General features: G+C 46.4%; 20 protein-coding genes. All 20 read left to right on the top strand.

The genetic code is table 11. From position 1 onward, the window contains the following. The first annotated feature begins 3 nt into the window (after window positions 1-3). The 20 genes from ACTXGL_RS09720 to ACTXGL_RS09625 all read left to right on the top strand — a co-directional run bounded on the left by ACTXGL_RS09720 (window position 4) and on the right by ACTXGL_RS09625 (window position 18,053). A complete protein-coding gene (locus ACTXGL_RS09720; protein WP_443526546.1) occupies window positions 4-549 on the top strand; it encodes a defense against restriction DarA-related protein in 546 nt (181 codons plus the stop codon). Window positions 550-560: 11 nt separating this feature from the next. Beyond that, on the top strand, window positions 561-980 hold the full coding sequence (locus ACTXGL_RS09715; protein ID WP_443526545.1) for a hypothetical protein: 420 nt from the start codon (window positions 561-563) through the stop codon (window positions 978-980). Further along, window positions 977-1,306 carry a hypothetical protein gene (locus tag ACTXGL_RS09710; protein ID WP_443526544.1) on the top strand — a complete coding sequence of 110 codons (330 nt, stop codon included), beginning with the start codon at window positions 977-979 and terminating at the stop codon, window positions 1,304-1,306. The genes ACTXGL_RS09715 and ACTXGL_RS09710 overlap by 4 nt, the downstream gene beginning before the upstream one ends. After that, window positions 1,290-2,753 carry a hypothetical protein gene (locus ACTXGL_RS09705; protein ID WP_443526543.1) on the top strand — a complete coding sequence of 488 codons (1,464 nt, stop codon included), beginning with the start codon at window positions 1,290-1,292 and terminating at the stop codon, window positions 2,751-2,753. The genes ACTXGL_RS09710 and ACTXGL_RS09705 overlap by 17 nt, the downstream gene beginning before the upstream one ends. Beyond that, the gene (locus tag ACTXGL_RS09700; RefSeq protein ID WP_443526541.1) at window positions 2,741-3,370 is read left to right on the top strand and encodes a hypothetical protein; all 630 of its coding nucleotides are present in this window, start codon (window positions 2,741-2,743) and stop codon (window positions 3,368-3,370) included. The genes ACTXGL_RS09705 and ACTXGL_RS09700 overlap by 13 nt, the downstream gene beginning before the upstream one ends. A 100-nt stretch (window positions 3,371-3,470) precedes the next feature. Beyond that, a complete protein-coding gene (locus tag ACTXGL_RS09695) occupies window positions 3,471-4,091 on the top strand; it encodes a hypothetical protein (protein WP_443526540.1) in 621 nt (206 codons plus the stop codon). A 9-nt stretch (window positions 4,092-4,100) separates the two neighbouring features. Further along, a complete protein-coding gene (locus ACTXGL_RS09690; RefSeq protein ID WP_443526538.1) occupies window positions 4,101-4,592 on the top strand; it encodes a hypothetical protein in 492 nt (163 codons plus the stop codon). Between the two features lie 18 nt (window positions 4,593-4,610). Then, a complete protein-coding gene (locus ACTXGL_RS09685) occupies window positions 4,611-4,775 on the top strand; it encodes a hypothetical protein (protein WP_443526537.1) in 165 nt (54 codons plus the stop codon). A 24-nt stretch (window positions 4,776-4,799) separates the two neighbouring features. Beyond that, window positions 4,800-5,693 (top strand): hypothetical protein, encoded by an 894-nt coding sequence (locus ACTXGL_RS09680; RefSeq protein ID WP_443526535.1) that lies wholly within the window; start codon window positions 4,800-4,802, stop codon window positions 5,691-5,693. Continuing rightward, window positions 5,690-6,343 carry a hypothetical protein gene (locus ACTXGL_RS09675; protein ID WP_443526533.1) on the top strand — a complete coding sequence of 218 codons (654 nt, stop codon included), beginning with the start codon at window positions 5,690-5,692 and terminating at the stop codon, window positions 6,341-6,343. The genes ACTXGL_RS09680 and ACTXGL_RS09675 overlap by 4 nt, the downstream gene beginning before the upstream one ends. Before the next feature lie 16 nt (window positions 6,344-6,359). Beyond that, the gene (locus ACTXGL_RS09670; RefSeq protein ID WP_443526532.1) at window positions 6,360-7,961 is read left to right on the top strand and encodes a hypothetical protein; all 1,602 of its coding nucleotides are present in this window, start codon (window positions 6,360-6,362) and stop codon (window positions 7,959-7,961) included. Beyond that, a complete protein-coding gene (locus tag ACTXGL_RS09665) occupies window positions 7,948-8,583 on the top strand; it encodes a hypothetical protein (protein WP_443526531.1) in 636 nt (211 codons plus the stop codon). The genes ACTXGL_RS09670 and ACTXGL_RS09665 overlap by 14 nt, the downstream gene beginning before the upstream one ends. A gap of 81 nt (window positions 8,584-8,664) precedes the next feature. Next, entirely contained in the window at window positions 8,665-12,888 is a 4,224-nt protein-coding gene (locus ACTXGL_RS09660; RefSeq protein ID WP_443526530.1) for a defense against restriction DarA-related protein, read from the top strand. Beyond that, window positions 12,888-13,751, top strand: coding sequence for a hypothetical protein (locus ACTXGL_RS09655; RefSeq protein WP_443526528.1), 864 nt, complete (start codon window positions 12,888-12,890; stop codon window positions 13,749-13,751). The genes ACTXGL_RS09660 and ACTXGL_RS09655 overlap by 1 nt, the downstream gene beginning before the upstream one ends. Before the next feature lie 2 nt (window positions 13,752-13,753). Further along, window positions 13,754-14,491 carry a hypothetical protein gene (locus tag ACTXGL_RS09650; protein ID WP_443526527.1) on the top strand — a complete coding sequence of 246 codons (738 nt, stop codon included), beginning with the start codon at window positions 13,754-13,756 and terminating at the stop codon, window positions 14,489-14,491. Then, window positions 14,418-14,690 (top strand): hypothetical protein, encoded by a 273-nt coding sequence (locus ACTXGL_RS09645; protein WP_443526526.1) that lies wholly within the window; start codon window positions 14,418-14,420, stop codon window positions 14,688-14,690. Before ACTXGL_RS09650 ends, ACTXGL_RS09645 begins: the two co-directional genes overlap by 74 nt. 38 nt (window positions 14,691-14,728) lie before the next feature. Beyond that, complete coding sequence (locus ACTXGL_RS09640; RefSeq protein WP_443526525.1) at window positions 14,729-15,265, top strand: hypothetical protein; 537 nt, start codon at window positions 14,729-14,731, stop codon at window positions 15,263-15,265. Further along, the gene (locus ACTXGL_RS09635; RefSeq protein ID WP_443526523.1) at window positions 15,262-15,651 is read left to right on the top strand and encodes a hypothetical protein; all 390 of its coding nucleotides are present in this window, start codon (window positions 15,262-15,264) and stop codon (window positions 15,649-15,651) included. The genes ACTXGL_RS09640 and ACTXGL_RS09635 overlap by 4 nt, the downstream gene beginning before the upstream one ends. A 6-nt stretch (window positions 15,652-15,657) precedes the next feature. After that, complete coding sequence (locus ACTXGL_RS09630) at window positions 15,658-16,524, top strand: glycoside hydrolase family 19 protein (protein ID WP_443526521.1); 867 nt, start codon at window positions 15,658-15,660, stop codon at window positions 16,522-16,524. A gap of 218 nt (window positions 16,525-16,742) precedes the next feature. Further along, window positions 16,743-18,053, top strand: coding sequence for a RelA/SpoT domain-containing protein (locus ACTXGL_RS09625; RefSeq protein WP_443526520.1), 1,311 nt, complete (start codon window positions 16,743-16,745; stop codon window positions 18,051-18,053). Window positions 18,054-18,095 lie beyond the last annotated feature (42 nt).

The following is an 18,095-nucleotide window of genomic DNA, read 5'->3' as shown; positions in this document are numbered from 1 at the left end:
CACATGAAACTATCCGAGATCACAAAAAAGACCAAATTGGTTGCCGACTTCTCAAAACGACTGGCGTACAGCACAAAGCAAAAGGTAGTAGACACCGCCATTGAAAAGGTAAAGCGTATATCAGGCGCAAGCGTTCGCCCAGTCAGCATGGCGCTAGAGAATGGCCAAACGGTAAAGATCTATTTACGCTTGGTTGATGACGGCGAAAAATACGACATTTTCCGTATCGATGTTAACGGTAAGATGGTTCCGCTATCAGGCGATTTTGATAACGGTTATGACGAATCGTTTAATGCCTCAGTCGATGCACTGGCAACCATGATCAAGACAGGGCAAAAGAAATTTGATACCAAGCGTGCCAAGATGAAAGTGCGTAAAACCCCCGCTAAAAGTGGCGGCGGTAGCGCTAATCGACCAATGAATAAAGCCCAGCAACGTAACGCCTTGCTTGACGAGATCAAAGAACTGGACGTTATTATTCAAAACAAATCCACCGAAAAGGCCGAGTTAACAGAGCAGTTGGCCAAGATCAAAGAATCCAATAAATAATAGGTGACACCATGCAAAACAGCTACATAGTAGACGCTTTTTTAACTGGCGCGGCGTGGATGATCCTTATCTTCTTATTTTTCGATTGTAAGGCACGCATTAAAGCGCTGGGTGACATGATGAGCAGTACCACATTAGGTGTGGCGCTAACCAAATCAGCCAAGGGTGCAACCAGTGTTGCCGTGCCGCTTGCCGCGTTCTACTTGTTTTTACTATGGCGCTTTTACGCCTTGATGGTGCAGACGCAAACGTGGGGCGCTGGCGGGGTAGGCTTACTGGCGATACTGGGAGTTATGGGTGTGGGGCTGTTATGGCTGCTAATGATGCTTGTTTTTGTGGCACACAGTCCGTTTGCTCAGTTGGCCGCGATCGATGATGCAGCACGTAAGCGACCTATTAAAACAAACCAAGACATGCAGGGTTGGCCATGATTGATGCCCCAAAAATAAAAGACATGATTGATCACTGGCTGGCCACGCCGCCAAATGGTTATTTTGGCCAAAGTTACGGTGCAGACGTGCGCACTATGCTATTGCGTGAGCTTAGCACCGATAACGCCGATGGTTTTTTAGCGCAGTTACGCCGTGATATTCCGCTATTAAACCAGCTTAGTGATAGTCAGCTTAGTATTAACACGGCCACCGCTGGCTATGACAAGTTATATATCTACCTAAGCGTAGGCGGTATTGATATCGAGCTTGGCGAGTCAACAACAGAAACCGTAGATCAGGACTACTACAATGTTCGAGCGCAATAATATACTAGAAAGCATAAACAGCAACATTAACGATTACCCCGAGGTGGCCGAGCGCTGGCGTGCTGGCGATCCAACCGTTCGCGCCATGTTAACGTCCATCGTTGAGGTGGCGTTATTCCTAAAACGTGATAACGATGTGAACGCGATTGAGCCGTTTATTAAGTCAAAAAACCGCACCATTATTGCTGACGCAATCAACAAAGGCGTGCTACCAACGGCCACACCTTGCCAGCACCTTTTAACCGTTGAAAACAACGCCCAAAGCACCTTAAATATGTCGCAAGGCCGACTGATCGAGGACGGTACAGGGCGACAATGGCGCTTGCTTGCCTCACTCACGCTGGGGGCGGGTGAGGTTAAAACCGTTTTAGTTGAGCAGAGCATTATCAACCGCGTCAGCATGACCGTACCAGTAAATGAGCCGTTTTATACCGTGTCGCTATCAACCACAGACGGCGCGTACTTTTCAGGCATTGGCGTTACCAATACGACTACTGGTGAGATCTACCAGCACGCGCCTAAATTCATGAACGCCGCAATAGACGCGCCATCCTATACCTTGCAAAGCGATGATCTCGTTAAGATCAACGTTATTTTTGGGGCGAGTGATCGCGCTGGCAAGACCGTACAGGCGGGTGAGGTTTACGAGTTTGCATTGACACAGAGTTACGGTGAGGTCGATACCGCCAGTCTAGGGCAAGCGGCGCTCAGTGAGATCAATACCAGCGATGAAAGCAAGCTAAACCTATATTTCAAAGCTGGCGATATGATCCGCGCTGGCGCTAACCCATTGACTATCAATCAACTTAGGTTGTTGGCCAGTTTTCCATCAATGTACGACCGTAACGCGGTTTTTATGGGTAATTTTACCTTTTTGATCATGCAGCACTTTATGAGCCGCTTTGATTACATGGCGATATGGAATGAAGCCACGCATGAAAAATACTATGGCGCGTCATTGGATAGCATCAATCACTTAAACCTTGCGATCGTGGCTAAAAATGACGGTTCCAGCGAAGAAGCCCAGCTGATCACCGATATCAAGCAATTAGTCGCACGCGCCGACAGTTTGTTAGATGGGCGCGTTAGGGTTAGATCTGTGGTCGAGCGACCATACAACATAACCATTACAGGGCGTTTGGCCGCCGTGCACGATATGGACGCGGTACGCACACAGATTAAAGAGTTGCTATTGATCGGTTACGGCAAAGGTTCGCTTGCCGCAATCCACCATAACGCCGATGGGTTCAATCAGCTAGAGATTGCAACGCGCTTGCGTACTGATATATCAGCGTTTCAAGATCGCATTAGTGACTTTACCGTGAGCAGCGAAGACGTGAGCGCTAACCCAGTGAAACCGCATGAATGGGCGTTTTTGAATAGCGACAGTATCACCATTAACCTAACCCGAACAGCAGACAGTGGTAACGCGATATGGACGATGTAAGCCTAACAGCCAGCGATTTTTTGTCACCGATTTTGAATAGCAGCGCAGCCAATGAATTAGAACGCGCTATGGCTGGCGTGTTTGTTGCCACCATTCAAGATCAGATGATCGACCAGCTGAATGATATTTACAACTACGGCGTGCCTTGGCAGGGTGGTCGTACCGTTGTTGAGCGCTTTACCAAGCTAAACGGCCTTGCAGTGCTACGGCGCAATGATGACGGCTTAAGCGACAAGCTAATGAGCATTATTTATGCAAACTGGGAGTCTATGGCCAGTGAGCGCGGGTTAGGGTTTTTGCAATTTGTTTTAGACATGCTGTACCCGAACCAAAGCGAGGTCAAACAATTATGGCACTCAAAAGCGCTAGCTGACAGCTACCCAAACCACGTCAGAGAAACGAGCGCCGATGGGCTGTTTTTAACCAGCCGCGTGCGTATCAAGATCGATGCGTCAGTAAATATTGCTGAGCTTTCAGAGCTTGCCCCAACAATGACTCGCCTTGTACCGTGGCAAGTTGTGCCTGAGATCGCCGTTAGCCTGAGCACCGAGGACACAGGGTTAACCGTGGCCGCCGCTGGCACGTTGCACCAAATAGCCAATTTTTCACCTTACTAACCTTAGATCGCAACGCGATCGATGGAACACCCCTAAAAGCCCCGCCTAATAACTTGTCAAAATAGCTTTATCACTCATTCATTGATAAGGCTATTTTTTCATGAAAACAAAAACCCCCAGTCTTGCAGCCTACCGCAAGCAATACAACACGATGAAGTCGCTAGGCGCGGCTATGCTGGCGTGTAATGCGGTATTGGTCATTGATGGTTACGAAGACCTATATATGCTGCTACAGAACTTCCAGCGCCCGATCTCAAGCCACCATGACCCCGCCGATGTAGATTTAGCACGCGGCCTACAAGCACACGCCGCTGGCACGCGTAAAACCAACTTTGAGAGCCAATGGACGTTTATTGAAACCGAAAGCGGCGCGATCTCACGATTTGCTGATGATCTCGTTAATATTCATGACGGCGTTATTCCACTGGTACGCATTTATGACGGCTTTGTTGATGACGGCGACACCATCAAAGGCGAGCGCGAATATGAGCTTATCGATTGCGCGATCACATTTGCTGACGGCGGCGGTGAGATTGATGCGGCCAGCCGCAGCCAAATCTTGCAGGTACAGGCAGCATGTCGCTACAACTATTTTGGCGATGCAAGCAAACTTGGCTCAACAGGTACGGACGTTTTCGCTGACACCCTAAACAGCGCACTAAGCGCCCTTGGCGGCTTAACACCTACATTTTCTTCAAATGACGTTACCATTTTTGGTTAAGGTGGCCTCATGAGCGTTAACGATACAGACGTAAATCACGTTATTGGCACGATCGAAGATGCAGCCAATGATTTGTATGATGAACTTTTAACGACTGGATATTCTTTATTGCTCAGTGACGTTATCAAGGTGTTTGTTATTAATACTAAAAAGTATGCGGGGTGGTCAGGCGAGTTGCAGCATTGCCCCAAAAGCGATCAATCATGCGATAAGCCGCTATTGGTCGTTGATAACAATACCGTTTTAGGTGTGGACGACTGGCTTATTGTTGAGCCAGTTATCCGCGCTCATTGCGATCTAGTACAGGCGCGGCGAATGGAGGGGGCGCAAAATTTAGGCGTTCAACCCGCTGGCATGTCGTCAAGTGAAGCACGCCAGTTGTACGACGAAGCCGTAAGGGTTATGCAAAAAGAGGCGTTCCAATTCCAGCCGTTTAGCATTGAGATACCCGATGATGACCCGCGCTATCCCAACACTAGCCCTTGGTTGTGGCACTTATAAAGAAATCATGGAGCAGTTATGACAGATGCCACTACAGCAATAATTACAGCCACTTGGACAAAGATATCAGACGGTCAATGTGAGGTGCAATCGGTTAACGATAGAGCCACTTATGACAAGCTGTGGTTCGACTTGGTTGTAAGCGATACCGTGGCCGCCGATCGACTGGCGGCCACACCCTAACCAACCATTTATTGAGACAAACGCGTGAATATTCAATTAGAAGATGGTAGTCAAATTGGCGGTGGTAATCTAATCAGCGCAATCTATCGAACCGACCTTGTACCAGTACCAGTGACGTTGGAGCTTGTGGTAAAGGCTGATGATAGATTGCGTGATTTATTTACCATTAATCGCAAGATGACCACACCAAAAGGCGTGCCGTTGGTAATTATTAAGTCACAAGTGATCAACGAGCAGTCGGTTAAGGCTGGCCGCCGCGTTGCTGCTATCCATGTGATCGCCGTTCTTGCTGGCTGTGAAGCGTTGCTTGGCGTGACCAATAAGGCTGTGCACTTGGAAAACACCAGTTTTAACGAAGTTTACCGAGCGCTTGGCGCAAAAGTGAGAATAACGCGTGATATCAAACTTGCCAGCTTTACATGCCTAAAAGGACAGCTACCAACCGTACCGATTGCACTGGCATTGCAGCGAGAAGCCGCCGTGGTATGCAATACCGAAAGCGGCCTATCTGTTATACGCCTAAACGAGCTTACGAACGGTGACGCTATCCTTTTTGACAAAAGCGCGGTTCAGTGGGTAGACAACCCAAACGAGGTCAGGCACGGCAACGTTAACTACCTATCGATCGATGACAATGGATCAGACATTTTAGGCACGGCAAAAGCTGAGCGCTCAATACAATACTATCCCCGCGCCGATACCCGCGAACTACAGAACCTACGCCGCATTTTGATCACCAAAGCCACAATAACGCGCCAGCTGGACGAGCGCTTGGACGCTGGCGCGGCCATAACGATTGATGGTCAATTATTGGTCACACTTACTGGTGTTCACAAATACGAATCAGGCGCGTTAGGCGGCCAATCAGTCGCGGCAACAAAAGCATGGCTGGCACAGGTCGAGGACACCAAACAATGAGCTTTATATCCCCTTATATGCACCCCGCTAAACTTGTGAGCTATGACAAGGTTAACCGTACCGCCAAAGTCTCTATTGCTGGCCTCACAGACGGCGTGGCAGACGGTATCACCGCAATGCTGGCGTACCCTATTGGCGATGACGACTTGGACACCGAGCGTGAGCTATTGGCGGGGGCTGATGTATGGGTGTTTTTTGAGCAAGGTGATGTATCAATGCCAGTGGTGGTGTTTTACCGCCGTCACGGACAAGGCCGCGCAACCGTAGACGTGCGCCGCATACGTCAAGAGAATATCGAGCTATTGGCGCGTACCAGCATAACGCTAAGCGCTAAAGATTTTATCGACTTAAAAGCCAGCAAAATAAACCTTGATGCCGATACCGTGACCATCAATGCCAGTGAGCTAAATATCAATGCTGAGACAAACGCAAAAGGCGATATCAACCAAGTTGGTAATTACTTTATGACAGGCAATCAGCTGATCAATGGTGGCCAAACCATCAACGGCAACAGCGTGTCATACGGCAATCAGACCATTAACGGCAGCGTGCACTCAACGGTTGATATGACCGCTGGCAACATTTCAGTGAGATACCACTATCACAGCGGCGTAAAAGAAGGCGGCAGCGACACCAGTACACCCAACTAATTAATCAGGCGGTAATATGAAAATTTTTAACAGAATGGCGGGTATGCTTATAACCGACCGCAAAACGAGACACGCACGCACACCATTGAGTATTCATGATGCAAATCATCAATACGATGCCATAAACCAATTTGAGCTTGGCACGTTTTACAACAAAGAAAAAATACCTCGCACCCGCCAGCAGATCTACACCATGTGGGAGATCATGCAAAAAGACCCACAGATCGCAGAGGCGTTAAGTTTACACGCCACCGCCGCGCTGGGTGGCCACGAAACGACAGGGGATATGATCTTTATAACCCCGCATGATCGCATTAGAGGCAAAGGCCGCCGCGCCAAAGAGTTACGCGACAAGGTAGACCGTGAATCACGTCACATGACCGAGATTATCAATCGTCATATATTCCCGCTGGCACGTCAGGCGATCGGTTTTGGTGACAGTTATGCGCGTATCTATACCGACGAGCGCAAAGGCGTTGTTGGCTTGATGAATAACCGACACACCGCGCCGCCACTAATCATGCCGTTTGAGCAAGCGGGGGATACTATCGGTTTTCATGCGTTAGAAGAAGAAGACTTTGAGCGCTCAATCGCCAAGCTAACACCGATGCAAATGCTGCGGGTAAAAATGCCGCGCATTACCAACGTACCGCAAATGGCGCTACAAGTTTGGCAAGATGAAAAAACACTGATCTATAACAACCGCTATGACAACCCGATTTTACCAAGCGAGGTTGGCGGCTCATTCCTATACCCAATCGAGGAACCGTGGCAGGACGTGACCATTAGCCGTGCTGGACTCAATAACCAACAGATTGCAGACAGCGTAAAGCAAGCCTTTTTAACGATCAACATGGAGGGTATGCCCCCAGCGCAAGCTAAAAAGTATAAAGAGGGGCTTACCAAAATGCTTAGCAACTATCGCGGACAGGTAGAAGACGCGTTCAAGGGCGGCGAGGCGTTGTACGGTACAAGCTATCACGTTATGCCGCAATGGGGCGATAAGCAGATCTTGCAGTCAGTGGGCGATATCTCACAGCGCCAAGCACCGCTTAACGAGGGTACGTTAATGATCAACCTAAGACGCTTAGCGGGTGGCCTTGGTATTGATCTCGCACTGATGGGGTGGGCTGACATGCTGGCGGGTGGTTTAGGCGATGGGGCGGCGTTCCACACGTCAGCACAGATCATGAATAGATCTATGTTAATACGTCAGGCAATCATTGATGCGCTTAATCACTTAATGAGTATTCATTGGGGCATCAAGTACGGAGAGCACTTTGATTCTAAAGAGTACCCATGGCAGTTTGACTTCTACAGCGACCAAAACGCGGCAGCCTCACAAGCGCTAAACAACAAGCAGAACCGCGCCAACACAACAACCATTCAGACGCAAGCCATACAAATGATCAAAGAGCTAGGCTTGGACAAAGAAACCACGCAATTAATCCTAGAAGACGAAATGGGTTATGACGTGGCCATGGCTGAGAAGATCGCTATTTCTATTACCACGCCGCCACCAGCCGAGGGTGATCACATGATGATGCCTGATGGACAACCCGCGCCGCCGCAAGACGACGAGCTACCCGACGAATTGGACTTTGATGATGAAGACTAACTTTTTTGACAACGTAGCCAAAAACGCTACCCGCATCGCCAATAGCTATGCCAATAGCGCTATCAACGCCGCTAAGAGCTACTTGCCAATACAGGATCTTAGAAAAATGTATGGCGAAGTTAGAGCGCATGAGATTTTGTTACAGTGTATGTATGTCGTGACGATCGAAGATATCTACGGTATTGGCGGCGGCATACCGTGGTTTACTGATCAGACCTTAAGTTACCTTGTGACCGAGGCTGACTTGTCACTAGGTAGCGCTGATGCGGAATCGTTTTATGCTGGCGCGTTACCCGCCAGCTATCTAACGCAAAAGACCGCCGATGAAATGGACATGACCTTTATTGAAACCAGTACAGGCGAGATATTTAAGTCGTTCAGAGCGTGCTACGACTTGGCGTTCAATAAAGATGGTACGGTCAATGTACCAAAGGATTATTGTTTTAAGTTAACCATTGGCTTGATCAACCATAAAAAACCGCATGACCCGCCAGCCGTCACACGATCTTGGATTGTGGCGGCCAAAAGCGGTCGTGCTGAGACTGGCGCGACTGGTAGAAGTGAGGTTGTAAAAGAATCAATCACCTTTCAAAAAATGCGGCCGTTAATTTTCGAGCGCTAACCCACGGAACACCCCTAAAGTGCCTACCTCAAAACTTGTCAGAATAACCGTATCTTATTAATTACTCATAGGTACGGCGAAATGGCATACACCACACAGAATAAAGCGCACAGCACCCACCACATTACAACCCCCAACGGTCAATCGCTCAGTCGGTACAGTCGTTATGAGACTGGCCGCATTACTGGGCGCTATCGTGATATCCCAGCGGTACTAGCGGACAGCACAGGCTTTGACAGCGTGAGCTTTGACAGCGCCGTTGGTAGTGCTGACGACAGCTGGCACGTTGTAAATGTTTTTGACTCAATAAATACCTATATCGACAGCATGGCCATTGGCGGCGCGATGGACAGCAACCACGCCCTACAGGTCGCCAAGACCCAGCTAGACGGCTTGGGCGGCACTCATTGCAAACTAATCGCCAATAACGCCATGCAGTTTGACGGTATCGATCAAGATCACGCATGGTCGATTGACGCTATCAACAAACTAATGAATAACCCATCACAAAACAAAAGCTATCTACCAGTAATTACCGCGCCTGAATTGGTCGTTGAGTCCGAGCGCGTCACGTTTGACAGCGTTGAATGGGATCATAACGATAGCCTAGTCAGTCATGGTGGTAAAGATCGCAATTTGTACCTTGACCTTACCCGCGCCGATACCCGCCACGAGCTTGTTGCTGATTTTGTCTTGGCAGACGCGCTTTTTGAAATGGACGCGGAGGAAGCAGAGTTTGATGCGTTGATGGACACTAAAAGCCGTCTACCACTGCTAAAAGACCGTTTGTTCAAGGCGCTTAGCGACCTGAGCAACGACGATCTATCTGTAACTAACGTCACGCAAACTAAAGAATTTAAGCGCCAAGGTGTGATTAACATTGCGTTTGTCTTTGATTTATCGGACGGCCAAAAGCTGTCTATTTGGTTCCATAAGCCGCTAGAGTCGTCGTCAAAACTACTACCAACCGATTACATGGTGTCGTGGAAATGGATGTTAAACAAGCGTGACGTAACCGCCGCTTTGTCACCAAAACACGGCGAGAACGTGCAGCTACCCGCGCTGGCACGCCGCATCATGCGACTGGCAGCTAAGAACTCTAAACGCTTTAAAGCCGCGCAAGCACGTAAAGCCAAGGTTGAGCAAGAGCTATTGGACGCAGAACAGACGGTCGCTGATAGAAAGTCTACGATCAGCATGTTAGATATCGACATTATGGACTTAAACAAAAAAATCGATATGGCCATGCAAGAGCGTAAGGATGAAAGCGAAAAACCGCCTGAGCCTGAGAAGCCAAAGGGCGGCGCTTTTTCAGAGGGTGATGCGGTTATATGGATGGGTGAGTACGGCGAGATCAGCCGTGGCATATTCAAAAGCTATTCACCTGATGGAACTACGGGAATCTTTATTGATGACGGCGGCTCAATGAGAGCGCCCATAAGCCAGCTTATTTTTAATCCTGACGCGCAGCTTACCGATGAACAGGTCGCAGCCAAAAGCGAGGCCGACAAGTACAACGAAATGGAAGCGATTATCAGCAGTTTGTCTAAGTCCAGCAAGCGTTTCAAAGAATGGGATATGACCATAGAGTCTGTCCAAGCGCTACCTAAAGAGCAGTTTTTGAGACTGGCTGACGCACTGGCAGCGGCCAAAATGCCTGCTTACGAGCAGCTCTTGATTGCTTATCGCGTAGGTAAGCAAGATTTGATCGGCATTGCTCAGTCAATCATGGACAATGAGAGATTAGCTGGCCAAACAACCATTGAAATCACTAAGCGCCGCGAGCGTTTGGCGCAAATATTAAGTACCGAGTTAACTTTGGTGGGATCAAAAAAAGATGATAACAGCAATGAGGACGCGACAATCTCTATCACAGGTCAAGAGATAGACGTGAGCGAAGGCGTGGACTTCAAAACCGCCAAAAACAATGCAATGGCTTATTTTGATGAAAACCTAAAAGATAAGGTGGTTTTTTGCCAAGCGATTGATAGCGATGTGGCCTTGAAGCGCCGTGGTGGTAAGCATATTGCAAAAGCAAATCATACATTCCGCGATAAATTACAGCTGGTTGTCGCGATTCCTGAAATGATCAAAAAAGGTAAGTATTACAGCTACACCGAAGCGTACAAAGACAAAGCCCCGAATATATATGGTTACTATGTTTTGACGGTATCGGTAGAAGTCGACGGTATCGCTAGAGATGCAAGAGTGGTGCTTGAGAAAACAGATAAAGGCGAAGCGCTTTATGATATTGGAATAAACAAAAAAGAAGCCTTGGCAGCTCTAGGGGATGCTGTCTCAAACGAATCGTTTGATCGGCTCTCCGATCCCAGCCATTACCAAGGCTTAAATAAATCTTATCAAGATGATGATGAAAATGTCAACCAGTTTGACAAATTATCAACAAATGATGCAGCAGCTAGCGATCTCATCTTAAATATTTTCTTTGATGAAGATTTAGACCTTGCCAGCGACACTACCACGGATGACAAAGTAACCAAAGGCAGCGTCAACAAGTCAACGACAGTCAAAGGCACTAAGATCAGCAGTAATTTTGCGCTAGTAGAAGCAAAAAAACTAATCGTATCGCATGATGCGGCAGGTGTTGCCAATCCTGATTTTCCACAAGCACTACAGCCGCGTGATCGTAGCGATAAAAAATCCGTTGAGGCGATCAAGGCTAATGCTAAAAAACTTCAACCCGAAAAACTAGGCCAAACAGACCGAGTGGGGAACGGTGCACCTATCGTGGGCGATGATTTAATTGTTGAAAGTGGCAACGGTAGAGCTATGGCCGTAAAGCTGGCATACGACAATGGCGATGCCGAAAACTATCGCGCATGGCTTGTTGAGAATGCTAATGAATTTGGGTTTAGCGCTGAACAGGTCGAGGCTTACAAGCAGCCAGTGCTAGTAAGGATTCGCACTACTGATATAGATAGAATGGATTTTGCTATTGAAGCAAATCAAGACGGTTACCCGCAGTATTTTGATAATGAAGAAAGCGGCGATGAAGCAGAAAAAACCATTTCAGTCTATGTTAATGGCCGTGGTCGCGTATTGGCCACCGTAACCGAACAGGCTGGCAAGTACCATGTAAAAGGCGAGAACTTTAGCGGCGGTAACTATCCTGACGATGCCAGCGTTCTCAAACAGCTTGAGGTGGTCAAAGCAAATAATGCGTCTATGAAACTAAAAGAGGGTAAAGAGTTTTTTAGCGCTGATGATGCTAGCAAGAACTACCCGCCAGTAGAGCGCGATCAAGACGGCAACTATATCGCCTACATGGATAATACCAAAAAAGATCATTGGTCAGCAGCCATGCAATCGGACGGCGGTTTTATCGTTTACCCTGACAACGCCCAAACTCGCGCCTATAGAAACAGCAATCCTACATTCTTTGACGGCGTAGCAGACCTATTGGCCACATATCCCGCGTTCAAAGGCATTGAAAAGCTAATCGCTGAGGACTTGCAAGCCGAAGCTGATTATGACGAATACGACGAGATCGACAGCAGCGAATACCCGCAAATGTTTTTAGACCGTAACAAAGACAAGCTAAACATTCTAGGTATTGGCGATGGTGATATTCAGGTTGGTATGCAAGACGACTACGATGAAAAACCAGAGCATAGCCACTTATTTCATATTGACAGCGGCCTTTTTGAAAATCAGACGCTAAATTTTGCCGATTCCGTTTGTAAGACTGTGGACGCGGCGATCTCACTTGGCGCTGATGCCGTGGTCGGTGACTTTACCAACACCGCTTATCAAGACTCAATGTTTGACGGCTTAGACAGTAAATCTAACCCAACTTACGGTATCACCGTTCAGATCGAAAAGGGCGGCGTTTACTTGCGTGCTGAGATCGATGCGTATGGCGAATGTAAGATATTAAAAGGCGCTAGCGATACTGAGGTTATCACCACGATCAAGCACGTATTCACTGATAACACCAACGAATATCAATCAGCGCTTGCAGACGCGCTAGACATACAGGTAGATGACGATATGAGCACAACAGACACGCATGATGAGCCTGAGACAACACCAGCAACCGAACCAGTAGCGGAACCTGAGCCAGTAGAAAGCACCGCCGCTAAGCGCATTAACGAGATCGAGCAGCAAATGAGCGCCGCCGATTTTGACCCCATGACCGCCGACACTGACGAGTTAATCGACTTGGTAGATCAGGTTGAGGATGATGCCGAGCTTAGCGCCAAGCTAGAGGCAATCAGTACCACCTTGCAGCAAAAAATAGTTGCTATCAGCATGAAAGCCCTTACCGACATGGCTGGCGCGTAATGCTGGACGCACCAGCCAACAACAAAAGCCAAAAGCCTAACGGTAAAACGTTAGGCAGCGTTTGGCGCGAAAAAGGCTTAAACAAAAACCTTGTTGTAAAGATTAGACCAGTTGTTGAGAGTAATTTTGAGGGCGGCCAAGGTCAGCAAACGTATAGCGTTGATGCAAGCCAGCCCACGCTTGAATCAATTTTTGAAGATGCCGATTTTTCGATTGAAAGCCAGTACAGCACGCCTTTTGAGTCATCGAATCCCGAGGGGCGCTTGCCTAACCTGATGGGTATGATTCAGTCAGGACAGATCAACGCCGCTTATTACAGTCTATTTTCTACGACCAGCGACCCTATAGGAGCAGGGGCTTTATTAAGTGAGGGGGTAGCAGCAGCCAACGAGTTAACAGGCGTAGGCGACATGCTGAGTGAGTCCGAGGGCAAGTTGCAAGGCTTACTGGGGCGCTCAAACTTCACAAAGTTAAACAGCCGTCAGATCTTCACGTCTGCTAGCTCAATTCGTATCACTGGCACGTTGTTTTTTCAAGCATGGGCGAACGCACAAGCAGAAGTAGAAGACGCATTGCAGCAATTACAAGTATGGTCTTCAGCCGCCGAGCTATCAAAACAATCGCTTTTGGTTGGCGGTATAAAAGATGGGTTTTCAGAAGCTATGTTTCCCTCAATTATCCCCCCATTGGTACAACTTCAATACGGCGGCAAAACCTATAACCCCATGGTCGTTGAGAGCGTATCAGCACCGATCACAGCCCCTATGACCAAAGACGGCAACCGCATTGCCGTTAGGGTGCAGGTCGTCTTCTTATCGTTAACCGCATGGGATGCACAAAATATCATTAACACAAGGCGCTAGTTATGACCACAACACTAACCATTAAATTATTAAATGAAAGCGTGAGCTTGCCTGATCTCAGTATTGGCGATGCAATAGATATTGCGCACATACCGTCCGACTTTAACGAAAAGCGCTTAAGTGCCTTAATTGGCCACTTAAGCGGTGATGTAGCGCTGGCAGGTCGATTAACCGCGCAAGAGCGTTACTACATACTGCTAAACCATCAAGCCACCACTGATCATGAGTACAACGCTGGCAATATTGGCGCGAACGATGAATACATGATGCTCACGATACAGTCGGACGTACCAAATGAAGTACAGGTGGGCGAGTTGATAATCAATCATTTACGCGGCGCTCACGTTGTTGTTTTAGAGGGTATTTGCGAGAACGTGGCAGACTGGCTTATCGGACAAATGGCGTGCCAGCTTAGCGGTAATTTAGCAAGCGTTATTGGCGGCGACGATGTTGTGTGGGAACCGATACTACCGACTATGAGCGATAACGAGATAAACGACATTATCCAAGGTCGTTTTGCGTTTATTAGCGAGCTATCAGCAACCAGTAAATTTAACGATCTTGTCGATGCTTATAGCAATGGCGCAAGCCAGCTGGCGCACTTTGTCAGATTAGGTAGCGACAATAAAGGCTTAACAGTAATAAAAACAGGAGGTGACGGCACTATTGAGCCGTCACGATTTCACACCCTTGGCCATTTATCAGGGGCAGCCGCAAGACTTGCAGAGTGCCTTGCTTGAAGATGCTTTTACCATGGTGGAACACGGCAAAATGAGCTTGCCCGAAGCCCTTAAACTAGGATTGTCTTTTATAAAACTGTATCGAGACTCGCCCAGCTTTGAGCGCGTATCAAAAACCATTGAAAACGAGCGTATTTACAAGGCAGGGGTTATTGATCGTTTAAATGCAGTTGTTACGACCAATTCAGCAAGACGATAAATATATAAAATTTAGCATAGTAAAAGGAGTGACACGGCATGAGCCACAAAGTCGCCACCGCAAAAATTGCGCTGGCAAATATTGTGGGTAACGGCGCGAATGTGGCTGCTGTCGGCGCAGGTGGCGAGGTTTTCGCCCGTGAGCTCGGTCAGACGCATTTGTTCTTATACCTAAACCTACCCATTTGGGTGTTCTTTATCTTGACCGTAGTACTAGCCGCCATTGGATCGGTCGCATCTTTATACGTGGATGTAATGAAAGAGGCACGTTTGTCTTATACCCAAAAATTTATGAATCTTGTGATGGGATTTCTAGCGGGGTTGATTGGCGCATTTATTATTTTACCTACGTTTGTATCGAGTCCAACAATGGCGATGCTGATGTTTACAGGTCTATGTTCAGGGTTTGCAGGCACGTTACTGATCTTCAATCTTGGCGAGGCTATCCGTAGTACTGAGCTCTGGGATGGTCTAAGAAAAATATTTACTACCTTTACCCTTAACGGTATCAAAACAATGGCAATGAGCCGCCTTAGGTTATTGGCTGCGTGGATTTTAAAGGAGGATGACAAGTGAGCTACCTATACGCACTATTTGACTGGCGCTTGATCAATCTCATTGCCCCATTTATTGGTATTACCGTATGCGTTTACCTACTGATGAGTAAAAACACTTGCACGGTCCAAAAGTCAATATCAACCATATTGGCGCTGGGCGTACTGTCGTGGCTCATGCTCATTTGGGCGGACTGGGGCAGCACAATATTTGAGCCCTCTTATCAGAGTGCTTTAGCACGGGTAATCATGGTCTTTATGATGCTGATTGTGGCTTTTGTTTTACACCGTGCGACCAAGCGCAATCGATCTTTATCAATCAAAACAAGGATATTATCCGCTGAAAACGAGCTGCTAAAAGAACAGCTTAATATCATGCGCGGCAAAACCGAACCCACACAGGAGTAATACTTTATGACTACTACCACAGTCACCGATACCGATATCTTTGCCAAATTGCGTGAGCACGTATCAGGTACCAGTATGCTGACACAACTGCTTGTTGATACTACCAATAAGGCAATGGAAGACGCAGCATTTCGCGATGAGCTCATTGAGCGCTTAGGCGTAATACATGCCGTATCAACAGAGAACAGACCATACAATCTCACATTGGCGAACCTGCGTAAGGTTTATCCTGGCGTCAATGCTGAAGCGATTCCACTTATTTTAAAGTACGCACCGCAGTATGACATTTTGACTAAAAAGCAAATGTGTTCTTTTCTTTCAAACTGCATTGTTGAGTCCAACGGCTTTAATGCTAAGCGTGAAAGTTTTGCTTATACAGCAGGTCGATTGCGCCAGGTTTTTAGCACTCGCATTGCCTCTATTGCAGCGGCTAAAAAATTATTGGCGAAAGGGCAGGTGGTCACTGCCAATTATCTGTATGGTGGGCGTTATGGCAATCGTCCTGGTACCAACGACGGTTGGGATTATCGCGGTGGCGGTATCATTCAAAACACGTTCCGTAGTAACTACTATATCTTGCAGAACATGACAGGTATTCCGTTTGGCGATAACCCAAAGCATATTGAAGATTTAGAAAACGCAGTAAAAGCAGCAATGGCTTTTTGGCAGTTAAACGGCTGCAATGCCAAAGCTGAAAAAATCAATACGTATGATGATGGTTATACACTAAATACGCTGACTTCAAAGGGTATTGAAACCAAAGACTATAAGATGAATTATGGCGCTCGCATTGTCCGTGAGACTGTCAATGGTGGACTAAATGGCTATGAGCACTTTTGTCAGACATTAGAAAAGTGTCTGCGATATCTATAATAATATTTGTTTAAGGTTCAAATAGTAGTTAATAGATTTGATAAAACCCCATCATTATTGATGGGGTTTTTTGTTAGCACAATGCGAAAGTTACCAGCTTTTTAGGTACCATATTTTGACTGGCGTATAGAAGTTTGACTTAGCGTTACAACATACTATATGTTATAGCGTAGCTCAACATTGGTTGGAAAATAATTCTCAAGATAAAGGAAACGTAAATGATCCAAAATGAAGATCAAATGATTTTTGAGTTGAAGCTAAAAGCATCAGATTTAGATGAGGCTGATATAAGTGTGAATACTCTCTATAACATTTATACGGATTACTTACAAAATAGAAGTCTTATGGAGCAGCAGGCTGAGCATTTCGCACGTATTTTGAATCATTGTTCAGAAGTAAATTCTGTTAAATGGCGTGCCAAAGATCCCATTCACTTGGTTCATAAAATCATACGGAAAAAGAAAAAGCCTGATAATAACCCTAAATATGCGAATATTGACGTAAGTAATTACAAAGAAATCGTAACTGACCTAATTGGATTGAGAGCAATATTCATCTTTAAAGCTCACTGGTCTTTAGTAGACGAATATATTTTTAAGAAGCTGCATGTTTGTCCAGATAATACTATTACAATTTACCATGCTAGTGATGATGATCTTACCTTTTTTCCGAAAGATTCTTCAGTAAAGAAAGATGGGGAAGTAATCTATAACTACAAATTAGAGAAGAAGGAATCTCGCTATAGGTCTACTCATTATACGTTGCAAGGAGAGAAACACACTGGCTGTAAGGTCGAGCTACAAGTCCGTAGTATTTTGGACGAGGCTTGGGGTGAAATCGACCATCATATACGTTATCCCGATAATGAAGATGATCCAGAATTACTTAGGAAAATGTCCATATTAAACGGACAGATAAGTGGTTGTGAAGAGCATGCTTCACAGTCGTATGTTTACTTTACTGGGTTAGAGGCTACCAAACCTGAGAGTATTGCAATCTTGGAAAATAAGAATACATTATTTGATTTAGTCGAAGATACTTCAAAAATTGAGGGTCATGTAGAAGATGCGGAAAATGCGAAGTCATCCGTAGCTATTAATGATACATCTATTAAGACATTCCAAAATATTGATCACATATTACGTTTATCTAAGATACTTAAGTCGACCCAGCCTCAGCGAAGTTTTGAAGGTTTTGATCAAACTAAATATTTCAATCAAATGGAGACCATGAGCCGTGCTTTAGGCTCTGGTTCAATAGCTGCCAGGTTTAGTGAAATAGTTGATCAAGCATTGATAAAAGACCTATACCCTAATTCAATTTTTAGCCAAGCGGAGGCTATAAGTCGAGCTTTAGATTCTGGTTCAATAGCTGTTAGATTTAGTGAAATAGCCAATCAGGCATTAATAAAAAACCCATATCCTGATTCGGTTTTTAGTCAAGCAGAGGCTATAAGACGAGCTTTAGGTAATGAAAAGAATGACGATGACGATATTTTAGATAATAAAGAAAATAATGATGAAGATTAATCAAAAGAACAAGATTAGTTGGGTTGATGCACGGTGTTTCAA

The sequence above is a fragment of the Psychrobacter sp. T6-6 genome, assembly GCF_052258185.1.
GTDB lineage: Bacteria > Pseudomonadota > Gammaproteobacteria > Pseudomonadales > Moraxellaceae > Psychrobacter.
The sequence above is the reverse complement of the archived record's forward strand: the minus strand, read 5'-3'. Positions and strand labels throughout refer to the sequence as shown.